The 13,658-nt window shown below is 58.9% G+C and carries 12 protein-coding genes; 6 read left to right on the forward strand and 6 right to left on the reverse strand.

Going from position 1 to position 13,658, the window contains the following annotated elements:
• Window position 1: 1 nt before the first annotated feature.
• The 4 genes from CPH57_RS24560 to CPH57_RS08535 all read left to right on the forward strand — a co-directional run bounded on the left by CPH57_RS24560 (window position 2) and on the right by CPH57_RS08535 (window position 5,294).
• The gene (locus CPH57_RS24560) at window positions 2-1,972 is read left to right on the forward strand and encodes an FAD-dependent oxidoreductase (protein ID WP_162997224.1); all 1,971 of its coding nucleotides are present in this window, start codon (window positions 2-4) and stop codon (window positions 1,970-1,972) included.
• Window positions 1,973-2,205: 233 nt separating this feature from the next.
• Window positions 2,206-2,523 (forward strand): cupin domain-containing protein, encoded by a 318-nt coding sequence (locus CPH57_RS08525; protein ID WP_033643078.1) that lies wholly within the window; start codon window positions 2,206-2,208, stop codon window positions 2,521-2,523.
• 357 nt (window positions 2,524-2,880) lie between these two features.
• Window positions 2,881-3,672: a helix-turn-helix domain-containing protein gene (locus tag CPH57_RS08530; RefSeq protein WP_033643079.1), complete on the forward strand. Its 792-nt coding sequence runs from the start codon at window positions 2,881-2,883 to the stop codon at window positions 3,670-3,672.
• A gap of 86 nt (window positions 3,673-3,758) precedes the next feature.
• The gene (locus CPH57_RS08535) at window positions 3,759-5,294 is read left to right on the forward strand and encodes a phospholipase D family protein (RefSeq protein WP_069100165.1); all 1,536 of its coding nucleotides are present in this window, start codon (window positions 3,759-3,761) and stop codon (window positions 5,292-5,294) included.
• Here CPH57_RS08535 and CPH57_RS08540 read toward each other — a convergent pair.
• Window positions 5,275-5,631 (reverse strand): thioredoxin family protein, encoded by a 357-nt coding sequence (locus tag CPH57_RS08540; RefSeq protein ID WP_046687050.1) that lies wholly within the window; start codon window positions 5,629-5,631, stop codon window positions 5,275-5,277. The two genes, CPH57_RS08535 and CPH57_RS08540, sit on opposite strands and share 20 nt — an antisense overlap.
• Window positions 5,628-6,050 (reverse strand): MAPEG family protein, encoded by a 423-nt coding sequence (locus CPH57_RS08545; protein WP_033643081.1) that lies wholly within the window; start codon window positions 6,048-6,050, stop codon window positions 5,628-5,630. Before CPH57_RS08545 ends, CPH57_RS08540 begins: the two co-directional genes overlap by 4 nt.
• 186 nt (window positions 6,051-6,236) lie before the next feature.
• Here CPH57_RS08545 and CPH57_RS08550 point away from each other — a divergent pair, with 186 nt between their 5' ends.
• The gene (locus CPH57_RS08550) at window positions 6,237-6,551 is read left to right on the forward strand and encodes a helix-turn-helix transcriptional regulator (protein WP_033643082.1); all 315 of its coding nucleotides are present in this window, start codon (window positions 6,237-6,239) and stop codon (window positions 6,549-6,551) included.
• A gap of 45 nt (window positions 6,552-6,596) precedes the next feature.
• Here CPH57_RS08550 and CPH57_RS08555 read toward each other — a convergent pair whose 3' ends face one another.
• Together CPH57_RS08555 and CPH57_RS08560 are read right to left on the reverse strand one after the other, a co-directional pair.
• Window positions 6,597-7,982, reverse strand: coding sequence for an MmgE/PrpD family protein (locus CPH57_RS08555; RefSeq protein WP_089194761.1), 1,386 nt, complete (start codon window positions 7,980-7,982; stop codon window positions 6,597-6,599).
• Between the two features lie 2 nt (window positions 7,983-7,984).
• The gene (locus tag CPH57_RS08560) at window positions 7,985-9,481 is read right to left on the reverse strand and encodes an MFS transporter (protein ID WP_230079600.1); all 1,497 of its coding nucleotides are present in this window, start codon (window positions 9,479-9,481) and stop codon (window positions 7,985-7,987) included.
• A 172-nt stretch (window positions 9,482-9,653) separates the two neighbouring features.
• Here CPH57_RS08560 and CPH57_RS08565 point away from each other — a divergent pair, with 172 nt between their 5' ends.
• Window positions 9,654-10,313 carry a TetR/AcrR family transcriptional regulator gene (locus tag CPH57_RS08565; protein WP_228287377.1) on the forward strand — a complete coding sequence of 220 codons (660 nt, stop codon included), beginning with the start codon at window positions 9,654-9,656 and terminating at the stop codon, window positions 10,311-10,313.
• A 4-nt stretch (window positions 10,314-10,317) separates the two neighbouring features.
• On the opposite strand, the gene CPH57_RS08570 is transcribed toward CPH57_RS08565, so the two are convergent.
• Entirely contained in the window at window positions 10,318-11,457 is a 1,140-nt protein-coding gene (locus tag CPH57_RS08570; RefSeq protein ID WP_096242253.1) for an ABC transporter substrate-binding protein, read from the reverse strand.
• Window positions 11,457-13,598, reverse strand: a complete 2,142-nt coding sequence (locus CPH57_RS08575; RefSeq protein WP_096242254.1) for a TonB-dependent siderophore receptor — start codon at window positions 13,596-13,598, stop codon at window positions 11,457-11,459. Before CPH57_RS08575 ends, CPH57_RS08570 begins: the two co-directional genes overlap by 1 nt.
• Window positions 13,599-13,658: the final 60 nt, after the last annotated feature.

The raw sequence follows: 13,658 nt of genomic DNA on the forward strand, positions 1-13,658 counted from the left end.
AATGAATGGAACATCATCACGCATTGTTATCGTGGGCGCCGGGATTGTCGGGGCATCGATCGCCTATCATCTCGCGCGTCAGGGGCAGCGCGTTATCGTCGTTGAGCAGGCGCATCCCGCGGCGGGGGCCACAGGCAGCTCGTTCGGCTGGATCAGCGAAGGCGTGCCAGAGGGCGCTCCCGATGCGTTTCTGCGGCGCGAGATCGTGGCTGACTGGGTGCGGCTGACGCAGGAGATCCCGGAATTGTGGGTGAATTGGTCCGGCGCGCTCAGCTATGGTCAGGCGCCGGCGACGCAAAACCCCGACAATCGGCGTCTGTCCTCCGCCGAGGTGATGGCGCTGGAGCCGGCGCTCGGGCTGCCCGATAGCCAGGCCTATTTTGCGGCGCGCGATGGCGCGGTCGATCCGCAAGAAGTGACACAGCGGTTGCTCGAACGGGTAGGCGCGTTGGGCGGCGAGTTGCTTCTGGGACGTGCGGTCAGCGGATTTCTGCGCGAGGCCGGTGGTCAGATAACCGGCATCGTTACCGAGGAGGGCGCGATCGCCGCCGAACGGGTAGTGCTCGCCTGCGGTACGGGGATCTCGGCGCTGCTGGACGGCAGCGAATTCTCGTTGCCGATCGAGGCGTCGCCGGCAATTTTGTTGCGCTATCACGCGGCGGCGCAGGCGGTGAACACGCTGATTGCGGGCGACGACATCGAAGCGCGTCATGCGCAAAATGGCGATCTGCTCGCGGCGGAGGATTATCCTGCGGGCGGCGATGTCAAACGCGTGGAAGAGGACGCGCGATCGGCGATTCAAAACCGCCTGCACGGCTCGGCGCCATTGCAACTGCAGGCGTGTTCGGTGGGGCTGCGCCCCAGGCCGCGCGACGGTTATCCCATCCTCGGGCCGCTGGGCGCCACCTGTCTCTATGTGGCGGTGATGCATCCGGCCGTGATGTGCGCTCCGACGTTGGGTCGGCTGGTCAGCGACGAGCTGTTGCACGGCGTTAATCCCGCCATTCCTCACGGTTACCGCCCGGCGCGATTTATTGATGATGGGGGTGAAGGGGGGGATATCATCGCGATTGCCGGTCGGTTCGCGCTGGATACCGCGCAGCCGCCGCTCAGTCTTTATCCCTATGCGCCGGTTTATAAGATAGGGGAGCACGTCCTGAAGCGCACCCGTCCGACGTCGGGCGAAGCCCAGGCGCTGGCGGCGTATCTCACCGCGTTGCGTCGTCAGGGCGTTGACGTCGTGGCGCCGACGGCCTGTCCGCAAGAGATAGCGGGCAGTATGTGGGTGGTTTATCCCTTTGTGGCGGGAGAAAAATATGCGGGCCGCGATGAGCAGATTATCGCGGCGGGCAGGCTGTTGGGAAGGATCCACGCGTTATCTTCGGCAGACAATAACGCCGGGCTGGCGGTTTATGACGAGTATGCACTGACTGAAGACGATATCTCGGCGGATCTGGACGAGATCGCCAGTCATGCGGCAAGCCAGGGGCTGACGCTCGACATCGAGGCGCTAAAAACGCGTATGCTGCAGATTGCCGGGCGGCAGACGGCGCTTAGCGCACGGGGTCTCCCTTGCGTGGAAACGCCCTATGACTTTAAAGCCGATAATCTGATTTATGTCGCGCAGGATAGGCCAGTGCTGATCGACCCCGACAACGCGCTGTTTTTGCCGCGCGTGTTCGATCTGGCGCTGGTCCTGCTGCTGTTCCACAACGCACTGGACTCGGCACCCGACCGCGTGTTCACCGTACGGGAATGGCGGCTGTTTTTGACGGGGTACGGTGAGTCTGTCGCGTTGACGGCCGGCGAAGTGCAAAGCTGGCATCAGGCGGTAGAGCATCTGTTTCTCGACGAAGTCCTGTGGCTGATGGCGGACTTTGCCGATGGCTGGCGCGATCCTCGGCAAACGGCGCTGTTCTTCTCTCTGATCGGGCTGCTGGATAATCTTTCCGACTACGGATTAACACCGTAATGCGCTCAACGTTGCAGTGGTTTTTTGCGCCGTTGGCGAGGCTCTTATATATTTATTAGCATGCCTGAGGCAGGTTAGGCATGAAGCGGTGGCCGTACAGGCCGCTGCAAGCACGACAGTTAATCCGTTCGCCAAGAGGCTGCGAGACGGTGCTTTCGGTAGGGACAGCCGCCAAACGTTTTTACGGCGACCGAAGGCGGAGCAGCTACTCACAGGTCACGAGGACACTTACCATGCATAAGAGAACACTGGCGTCACTGCATTACGAAAACATGCCTTACGATGGGGTGCGCTTTCATATTTTGAAACGGGAGACGCCGGGCCATACGGCGTTGCTGAAGTTGGATGCGGGCAGCCGACAACCGGCGCGTTTTCATCCGGGATGGGTGAAACTGATGGTGCTGAGCGGTGAACTGAAGGTTGACGATCAGACGCTGCAACCTCATGAGATGTTAATCATTCCTGCCAATACCGCCTATACGGTAGAGGCCATAACGGAAGTGATTTGTCTGGCGATTTCCGAGCTGGACGGCGCCGAACTGGCCCGTTGACGTATTGACAAGAAGGGATAGCGGAGAGCCTAGGCGCTCTCCCTATCCCTTCAGCATTGAGCCGCCCCCCAGGCTAAGCTACCTGCTGACTAGGCATAAACCTCCTGATTCAATCCACCGCGCTTTCCCTTTCCATCACTTTCGGCCTCCGTCGCCCCCGCAACGTTGCCGCCATTGTGCAGCGCATGCACAATGTCATCGCCCCGTTACCACGCAGAACGATGAAATGTGGGTGTCATAGTGAGTTTATTCGCATAAGGCCCCTGGTGTGGCTTGCGAGAACGTCACTATATGGAGGATCATGCGGCCTCTCTATCAAATAAAAGACATTCGCGTTATCAAAAGGGACAAACGACCATGGGATTCGAAGTCGACAACGCCGAAACGAAACGCATCAACCTCAGCAGCCACGAGAATTCCTCGTTCGAGGTGACAGGGCTGGTGAAACACTATCCGGCAGGCTTTGTCGTTCCTTTCCACTCGCATAAACGTTGCCATTTGCTCTATTCGCAACAGGGAGTGATGGCGGTCGAGGCGGGCAGCGGGCGTTGGATCGTGCCGCCAACCACCGCAGTCTGGCTGCGGCCGGGGGTGGAGCATCAACTGGTCATGCAGAGCAATATCTGCGTTTACGGGATTTTTGTCGATGAATTCACCGCCGCGCGGTTGCCGTTGCGCGACGGCGTTTTGCAGGTGTCACCGCTGCTGCGGGAGCTGATCGCCCAACTGGCGACGCTGGCACCCGAGGGCGAGGAAACCAAACGCCACGCGCTGCTCAGAGCGCTGTTCCTCGAGGAACTGAGCCTGCAGCCACAGCTGGCGCTGCATCTCCCTTGGCCGATGGAAGCGAGAATGGCCGCCATTTGCCGGCAGTTGGTCATCACGCCGGCCGACGATCGCGGCATTGAGATCTGGGCGGATTCACTGTCGATCAGCGCGAAAACCTTCCAGCGTCACTTTACTCAACAAACCGGCATCACCTTTGGCCAGTGGAAACAGCGTCTGCGGCTGCTGTCGTCCATTCCGCTGCTGTTGGCCGGCCACTCCATCATACACGCCGCTTTCGAAAGCGGTTATGAGAGCCACAGCGCCTATTCGGTGGCGTTTAAAAAACTGTTTGGCGTTTCGCCTTCGCGCTTTACGCTATAGCCGTATTGCAGAGCGCGCTTCTCCTATAGATTGAAGCAACCTAATGACGTATAAAGCAAAGCAGTCAACCTCCGAGGCCGCTTCCCGTGATAAAAATTGTCGTGTACCTGATTATCGCCGTGACGATCGCCATTATTGCGGCAAGAGTCATCTTTCGTTTGCCGGATATTTCCCAACGTTCACCGCAGGCGGCATTGCCGGCGGATCCTGCCGCGCTATTGCCGGCGCGGGCCGCCGAACAGATGGCGGCACACCCCGGCCTGAGCGGCGTGGTGCCGCTGGTCAGCGGCCACGATGCGTTCGCCAGCCGCCTGGCGTTGGCGCGGATGGCGGAAAGGTCGATCGATGCCCAGTACTATATCTGGCATAACGACACCTCCGGGCAGATCCTGCTGAAAACCCTGTATGACGCGGCCCAACGCGGCGTGCGTGTGCGGCTGCTGCTGGACGATAACGGCGTCGCCATGGATGAGACGCTGGCGGCGCTGAACGCGCAGAAAAACGTCGAGATCCGTCTGTTCAACCCGTCTACCGTGCGTACGCCGAAGCTGGCCGGTTACGCCTTCGACTTTATGCGCATGAACCGGCGCATGCATAACAAGTCCTACATCGTCGACGGCGCCGTGGCGATCATCGGCGGCCGCAACATTGGCGATGAGTATTTCCAGGTCGGCGACGAGAACTATTTCCTCGATCTCGACGTGTTGAGCGTCGGCAGCGTGGTGGCGGAGACCGCCGATGTCTTCGATCGCTACTGGAACAGCGCCTCGGTATTCGGCGTTGAGCAAATTATCCGGGGCCAGGGCAACCTCTCGGCATTCCTGACGCAGGCCGCCGCAACCGAAACCAGCGAGCGCGCCCGTAAATTGGCGGTGCAGCTGGAAACCAGTGCGGTGCGCTTTCGTGATGGCGCCGTGCAGCCGGAATTCACCCAGGTAGAGCTGGTGGCCGACGATCCGGCGAAGGGATTGGGCAAAGCGTCGCGCGATCGCTTGATGGTGACGCAGCTGGGCAAGATCATCGGCGGCGTCAGCCGGCAATTGGATCTGGTCTCCGCCTATTTCGTGCCGGGGCGGGAAGGGGCAACCTTCTTTGAATCGCTTGCCAAGCAGGGAAAATCCATCCGCGTACTGACCAACGCGATGAACACCACCGACGTGCTGGTGGTCCACGCCGGCTACGCCAAATACCGGCGTGAGCTGCTGCAGGCGGGCGTCGAGCTGTTCGAGCTGAAGCTGCGCGCCGGGCAACCGACGGGGCGCAAGGAACTCAAGCCGCTGGGGCTGTCCGGTGCGGCGCTGCATGCTAAAACCTTCGCCATCGATGACAAACGGGTGTTTATCGGCTCGTTCAATTTCGATCCGCGCTCGGCGCACCTGAACTGCGAAATGGGATTCTTGATCGATAGCCCGTCGCTGGCGGCCGACACCCGCCAACTGTTTGATGGCCCGCTCGAATACGCCGCCTATCGGCCGGTATTGACGCCCGAAGGCAAAATGGTGTGGAAAGAAGCCTTCGAAGACGGCCACACCGAGGTGCACCAGCAAGAACCCGGCGCCGGCTGGGTAAAACGCATCGTTCTTACCGTGGCCGGCTGGCTGCCTATCGAGTGGATGCTGTAACGCCGGCGAAGGCCGTCGCCACCCGGTGTAACAGCCGTTGCAAGGGAACCTCGCCCGCGATGATTGCGATGAGGCGCGCATCCTCAAACAGGGCGAGGGAGGGCGCGGATTTGATGCCGAACGCAGGGGCGACCGTCGGCGCCTGCGCGACGTCAATGCGGCCGAAGGCGATCTCGTTGGCGTGACGGTGCAGCTGTTCAACGATCCCCTGCATATTCTGACAAGGGCGGCACCAGGAGGCGGAAAAGTAGAGGATGGCCCGCTGCCCCTCGGGTTTGTCTGCGTCATAGAGGAAACGGGTCACCTCATGGGGCTCTGCCAGGTTCGTGATCGTCATGGCAGGCTCCTGACGATCTCTATCCCCATCCAAATCATCGTGACGATTTGCGTGAAAAAGAAAGCGAAGCGCCAGGTGGCGACTTTCTCCGTCTGCTCGAAACCGATGTGAACCAGGCTCTGCGCCATGCGCGCGCCGAGCAGGGCCAGAGACAAGACATTCAGCGTCGTGCTTTCCACCTGAAATACGGCTATCGCCACAACGAGGGCGGTATAAACCGGCAAATTTTCAATGCAGTTGCGATGCGCCGCAATGGCGCGCTGGTAGCCATCGCTGCCCTGCGGTTTGTTCGCTTGCCATTCGCTGACCGTGGCGCGGCCGGTTAAAATTCGGGACCAGCGATAAACGCCGACGGTGCCGAATAGAATCAATAATGTCCAGCCGGCAAACGCCAGCAACACCAGGGTTGGCATATTCATAACGCATTCTCACTTGTGTTGGGAAAGAGCCTGCGGCCTCAGGGAGAGCCGCTCGGCTTGAATACAAGGTTATATTAGAATTATATAAATTAGCAATATCTAATTTAATGGATACTAATGTAATGCTGTGCCGGCGCCTGAAAGCCGCTATAATGCGGCTGAATGATGACGGGGCCGTGATTGACCATGAATGCAAAAGCTAAGCAGGATCCCTTTTTGAATGAAGGGGCGATTGAGGCCGCCAGGCTGTTGAAAGCGATAGGCAACGAACACCGTTTGCTGGTGCTTTGCCTGCTATTGAAACACGATGAGATCGCCGTGGGGGAGCTACAACAGTTGGTGCCGCTCAGCCAATCGGCGCTGTCGCAGCACCTGGCGAAAATGCGCAATGAAGGTCTGGTAACGTACCGACGCGAAGCGCAAACCCTGTTTTACCGCATCGATGACCCAAACGTGGCGAAAGTGATCGCCACGCTCAGAGAGATTTACGCGCCGAAGTGAGGGGGCCGGCGATCGCCGCTTTGACGCCGGCGGAGTGCGTCGGGACTAGCGCACTTCTCGCGTTGCGGCCAACAAGGCTTGTAACGAAGGCGCTTCGACCAGATTCTCGATGCAGGCCATCAGTTTTCGCGCATTGAGGCGTAATCCCTCACTGGGTGATTGCGCACAGCAGTGAAGAAATTTCTCACGAATATCCTGCATGTCGGCCGGATTCTCCGGCCAGCCGCGGCCAAACTCGGCCTCGAGCCGCAGCGTATCACCCTGCTCCGGCGTGATGTGTAGTTCGAAGCGGTCAAACCTATCGAAGGCATGTTGTTCATGAACTTCGATACGCTGCGCCAGAGCAACGACCGTAGGTTCTGTCGCTGAAGCCGCGCTGAATTCACGTGCGCTGGCCTGGCCGCGCAGCAGCGCATTGGCGATGATGTAACGCGCGCTGAACTGCGCATCGATTTCGGCCGTTTTCTGCGGCTCGTATGGCGCGCCGCAGACCATGCGCATGGTCGGCGAGGCATGCAGAGTGATCTTCGCCCGTGCGGGATCGGACAACTGCCGATGCGGGCCGTCGTTCAACAGCGCTTCGGTCAGCGCCAGCAGAATGCTGCAGTGCGGGTAGAGTTTGAAACAGGTCGCTTCTTCACCCAGAAAGGCGGTGCCCAAGTGGTGGGTCAGCAATCCCAGGTCGGGTTCGCCCGGGGCATAGAGATTGAAAAATCCGTTCTCGCCGCTCAGGACGCGTTTAGGGCCACTTATTCCAGCCTGCGCCAATAAAACCGCTTCCAGCGCATGGCGAGCCACCAATCCCTGGCTGATACGTACCGCCAGCGTCTTGTCCTGATAGTGTTGGAAGGTGCCGATGCCAAAATCGAAAGCCAGGCCGATAGCGTCGGTAAAGGCGTGCAGGTCCAGGCGCAACAGGCGGGCGGCGATCGCTGCGCCGGAAAACAGGCCGAGGATGTTCGAGTCGAATCCGCGGTAGAAAAAGCCGTTCGCCTGCGCGGCGAGGTTGATGCGTTGAGCGAAGTCTTGCCCAACGGCCAACGCAGCCAAGGTGTCGAGGCCGGAAGCGCCCGACAGTTCCGCAGCAGCCAAGGCCACAGGAATATCCGAGGAGCTGGGGTGCCAGCCAGGAGAAAGCACGTCGCAATAATCGAGCGCGCGAGCGCGTACGGCGTTGACAAACGCCGCCTGAGGCGCGGCGAGCCGTTCTTCGCTGCCGATAATGCTGGCTTCGGCGTTGCCGCTCCAGCGTCTGGCCAGCGACAGCGCCGCGTCAACGCCGCTTTGATCGTAGCCGGCGGCGAGACAGCCAAGATTATCCATGAGCCGTTTACACTGGAATGCCAGGACGGCGGGGGGAATCATGCACGCATCTACCTGCGAAGCGAAAGCGATCAATTCTTCGATCGGGTCGACCGATAATTTTGTCATGTTCATTCCTCGTTCAGTCGTTCAGGTGACTTGTTCAGCACGGCGTTTCCGGCCTGAGGATGCAGACGGAAACGCGGATGTAGCATGATCAGCAGCCACACGGTCATCACGATGCTGAGTAATCCGGCACACAGCATGGCGATCCCGAAACCATCGGCGAAGGCGCTGTGCGTCAGCGCTTGCATGCGGCTCGCGCTCAATGCATCAACGGCCGTTTGCTGTTGTTCGATGACCGCCGTCCGGGCGATTGCGGCGGCCTGTTCCACGCCTTGCGTTTGCAAAGCCGCAGTCAAGGTAGTCACCGCTTTCATGCTCATCAGCGTGCCCAACAAGGCGATACCCAGCGTCATGCCGGTTTGTCGCAGCGCGTTCATCGTTGCCGACGCCATCCCGGAACGTTGCGGCGCAACGGTGCGCATCACCAAGGCGCTTGTCGCCGGCATGGACAGCCCCATGCCGAAACCGAGCAGGGCCAAATAGAGCGCCACCAGAGCGTAAGGCGAATCGGCGTGCAGCTGCGTCAGCAACAACAGGGCAACGCCCATCAGGCCATAACCGACGATCATCAGCGAGTTCACGCTCAGTTTGGCGGACAGGCGGCCAAAACCGGAAGCGGCCAGCGCCATGGCGAGAAATTCCGGCGCCATGCGCCAACCGGTGTCGGCGGGGCTCCAGCCCTGGGCTTGTTGCAGGAATAGCGAGACGAAGAAGACGCTGCTGTAAGCGGAAAAACCGAGTACAAAAGAGGCGAGGTTATAGCCGCTAAAATCGGCGTTGCGAAACAGGCTCAGCTGCAGCAAGGGGCGTTTGACCCGCGTTTCCACCCAGAGAAACAGCGCAAACAGCGCCAGGGCGGCGTACAACGGAAAACGCGATTGCACACTGTGCCAACCGAATTCTCCGGCGGCAATCAGCCCGTAGGTCAGCGCGCCAAGCCACAAGATGCTCAACCCTTGCCCCAGCGGGTCAAGCGCCGCGTGCTCAGGATGCGAGCTTTCTCGCAGCCCCCAACCGCCCAATATCAACGCGACGATCCCAACCGGAATGTTGATCCAGAATATGCCTGGCCAACCGGTGGTATGCACCAGCAAGCCGCCCAAAACCGGGCCAATCACCAGCGAAAGGGCATTGACCGAAGACCAGATCCCGATCGCGCGGGTGCGCAACTGTTCCTCCGGAAAAGCATGAGTCAATAACGACAATGCCCCAGGGATAACGGCTGCGCCGGCGATCCCTTGTATCACCCGGCCCGTCAGCAGCATGCCGAGAGAGGAGGCGAATGCGCAAACGATCGAACCGACGGTAAACAATGCAACGCCGTACAGCCAAATACGCTTGCGGCCAAATCTGTCGCCCAGCGGACCGGAGGAAAGGATTAACGCGGAAAGGCAAAGGGCATAGGCGTCAACGACCCACTGCAGGCCCGACATGTCGGTTTGTAGCGATTCCAGCATCGTGGGCAGCGCCACATTGACAATGCTGATATCAAGCGACGCCATAAATGTACCCAGACAGATGGCGGCAACGAGCGAAATCCTGCGCATACCGGACATAGTGGGGCTCCTTATTGAGATGGGGGTGATAGTGAAAACTATTCTCATCCTATATTATGACTGACCGTCGGTCAATGGAGCGTAAATATTGATTTCACTGAGATAGGCCGGCTGGTCAATGGCAACAACATTGGTTACGATGGCCGCTGGACTCCTAGTGGATGTTGATATGAAGACAAAAGAGAAGATGAAAGAAACACAGCCTCGAACCAAACCGGCGGAAGTGCGCTTGGATGAATTGATGGATGCGGCGCAGAAGCTGTTTATCGAAAAAGGGTTTGAAGCGACCACCATCAGCGATATCGTCCGCGACGCCAACGTCGCCAAAGGGACCTTCTACCACTATTTTCCGTCCAAAAATGAAATGTTGTCCGCTTTACGTATACGTTTCACCAATCACTTTATCGAGAAAATTCAGCTGGCTATCGATGAATGCGCGCCGGATGACTGGTTGGCGCGTCTGAGAGCCTGGTGTGATGCCGGCGTGGCGACCTATTTTGAAGGCATGGAACTGCACGATGCGTTGTATCACGATCATCATTATCATACCCGAGGCAATCAGGATCGTGATGCCGTGCTGGAGCAGATCCTGACGATTTTAAACGATGGCGCAGCGGCGGGCGCCTGGCGTCTGGAGAATCCGCATCTGACCGCCATCTTGATGTATCACGGCATGCATGGTGCCGTGGATGACGTTATGGTCAACCCCGACGCCGACCGCCAAGGGCTGGGGCCCGCGCTGGCGCAGGAATTCATGCGTTTGCTGGGATGTCGCTGATCGTTTACGGCGCCGCCTTGAGCGACACCCAGTAACCGGGCTGATACGGAATGGGAAGAAAGCGGGCGAAGAGTTCAGCAAAAGTCGCTTCGGGATCAACGCCGGCGAACAGCGACGGATGGAACCAAGTGGCCAGACGTTCGATCGCGACGAAATTAAAAGGGTGATCGTAAAACGGGTGCCAGATGGCGTACGCCTGTCCGTTCTTTGCCGCGGCCAGGGTGCGATAAGCCGGGCGTCGCATCAATTTTTCCAGCCGCGTTTTTGCCAGCGTCAAATCTGCGCCTGGCCCAAGGTTGATCCAGTCACCGTGGGGCGAGTAATGACTCCAGTTGCTGCCGGTCACGACGATTTTATCGGGCCGGGAAGCGATCACCGTTTCCTGACTCAATGCGCCGTAAACGCCGTGAATATGCGTCTGAGCCAAATTGAATCCTCCTGCGCTATCCACCATCTCGCCGTAGTTGCCATTGCCCCAAGACAGGCAGCAATCCTCGTATAATCCGGCGGCGCGCTCCATCATTATGCGTGGGCGCGGTGGAGCCCGTTTCATCAGCGTGTCGCGGATCGTATCGAGATGACGCTGGCGGAAGCGAATCAGGCTATGTGCACTTTGCGGATTATCAAACAGCTGCCCCATGATGGCGATGCTTCTGGCGCTGTTGTTCATCAGGCCGATGCTCATATCGACAAACACCACGGGGATGTTCGCCGCCGTAAGCTTAGCCATCAGGCCGCTCGTTTCCAGCACAGAACGCGTATTCGCGTTGAGCAATATGGCTTCGGGCCGCAAAGCGATCAACCTTTCCAGATCGAATTGCATTTGCTGCACGCCGGCGAAGGCCGGCAGCTTGGCCAGTTCGGGAAAATAGCGCAGATACAGCCGGTAGCTGTCCAGGTCGGCGGTGCGGAAATTGTCTCGCCAACCCACCAGTTTTTCCATCGGCGCGCGTGGGTTGAGCGCCGCGACGGTATAAAACAGGTTGCCTTCCGCCAGGAAAATACGCCGCAGAGGATAGCGTAAAGTCACCGTACGCCCGACGATATCGGTCACGATCTGTGTATCAGCCTGGGCGCGCAGAGAGCGTGAAGGCGAAGAAAGTGCCAGCAAAGCGGCCGCCTGAAGAAAACGTCGTCTGTGCATCAGAAATACCAGCTTATCGAACCGATGATGCGGCGTTCGATGCCGATGCTGCAGTAAGGCGCACTGGTGCAACTGGCGATGTAAGATTTGTTGGTCAGGTTGTTGACCGTCAATCCCAGCTCCAGATTATACAGACGAGGATCCCAGGCACCCGGCGTATAGCGAACGGTCATATCGCCGAGCCAAACGGCGGGCACTTTGAAGGTGTTGGCGCCATCTCCCCAACTGGCCCCCAGGTAGCGGGTACCGCCACCGATCAGCAGCCCCTGCAGCGGCCCTTTAGTAAAGCGATAGTCCAGCCACATCGAGCCGGTCTGCGCCGGAACCCCCACCGGATGTTTCCCCTGCGTGCTATCGTTAGCCTCCGTCACGACGTTGTTGACCCAGGCATAGGACAGCATCAGATTAAGGTTATCGGTCACCGCCGCCCGTGATTCCAGCTCCACGCCGCGAGAACGCACTTCACCCGTTTGGGTGTAATAACTGGGATTAAGGGGATCGATGGTGTTCACATCGCGCTGCGTCAGTTGGTAGACCGCCAGGCTGGTCATCGTTGCGCTGCCGGGAGGCTGCAGTTTCATCCCCATCTCATACTGAGTGGAATGGGTTGGCTTGAACGGCGTGCCTTGAGCGTTTGTGCCGGTCAACGGATCGAAGGCGGTAGAGACGCTGGCCCACGGCGCCAGGCCATTGTCGAACGGGTAGCTCAACCCGGCGCGATAGCTCCAGGCTGCGTCATTGGTTTGCGTTTGAGTATGGGCCAGATTGTCACTGGTACGCATGCGTGACCAGTCATGACGGCCGCCCAACAACAAATGCCATCCGCGCCAGCTGGCTTCGTCCTGTCCGTATAAGCCCGTGCGCTGGAAGCGTTGCGTTGTCGACGTGCGTGAAACCGGGATAGGTTCGAATGAAGGGCGGTACTGTTCGGACCAGGGATCAAACGTCACGGTTTGCGATCCCCACCAGTCTTTATCCAATTTACCGGCCTGAAAGTCGATCCCGGCCAACCCCTGATGGACGATGGCGCCGGTAACGAATGACGTCTCGGCCTGATTATCCATCACGATACTGTCCGCCTGACTCGGTGCGTCCTGATAAACCGCCGTCAAAAGTCCCTCGTCCGGCGTGATGTCGCGCGTAAAATCGCGCCGCACCGTCGAGTCTACGTGGGAATAGCGCAGGTTTTGCTTTAGGCGCCAGCGATCGTTCAATTCGAATTCAAGCAGCGAGGTCATATCGTATTGCGTACGGCTCGAGTGCTCGTGCGCGGGATCGCTGTAATTTCTATCGGTATCTATCTTGCCGTGCGGATTGGGCAACAGCCCCAAAACCTGGGCGGGAAGGGTGTTGTAATAGCCTGATTGGGGTTCGCGAAGATAGTGAACCAACACGGTCCAGCGCGTGCGATCATTGGGTTGCCAGGTGATTGCGGGCGCCAGAAAGAGGCGCTTTTGCCTGGTGTCTTCGATCTGCGAACCGCGCGTGGCCGCCAGGCCATCGAAGCGGTACACCCACTGTTCGTCATCGGTCAGCGCGCCGGTGGAATCGAGGCTGAGGGCGTGCGAGCGGTCATTGCCGACATCCCATTTAAGCTGATTCGACTCGGCGGTGGAAGGGCGTCGGGAAATCATATTAATTACGCCGCCGGCGCCCCCCTGGCCGTATAACGAGGATGAAGGGCCATGCAAGACTTCAACGCTTTGCACTCCCCAGGTTTCAATTTGCGGTCCCCAAATGCCGGTATTGCCGATGACGCGCAATCCATCCAGGTAGTAGTCGGCCTCAAAACCGCGCATTTTGGCGAAGTCCACGCCGCTGGAAAAAGCGCCGAAACGTTCCACGGCAACGCCGGCGCTGTAGCGCAACGCCTGGCTAACCGTGTCGGCCGACTGCACGTCCATTTGCTGGCGATTGACCACCGAGACAAATTGCGGCACGTCGACCAACGGTGACCGGGTTTTGGTCGCCACCGTCGCTTGCTGTGCGGCATAACCCTGCGGGGCATTGTCTGAGGAGGAACCCTCTGCGACCACCCAGATCGACTCTTCATCGGCCGCCAGGGTCAGGCAGGGCATCATGCCCAGCAACAACGGGCAAAGATAAGCCTTCCGCAGGCGAAATCCGTTGAATTTATTCAAAAAAAATCCCTCTTTAAGTAAGAGTCTCGCTGCGAGGGCGGGAGTCTGGTCATCTCAGGC

This window comes from Serratia sp. JKS000199 (assembly GCF_900215455.1).
In the GTDB taxonomy this organism is placed as follows: Bacteria; Pseudomonadota; Gammaproteobacteria; order Enterobacterales; family Enterobacteriaceae; genus Serratia; species Serratia ureilytica.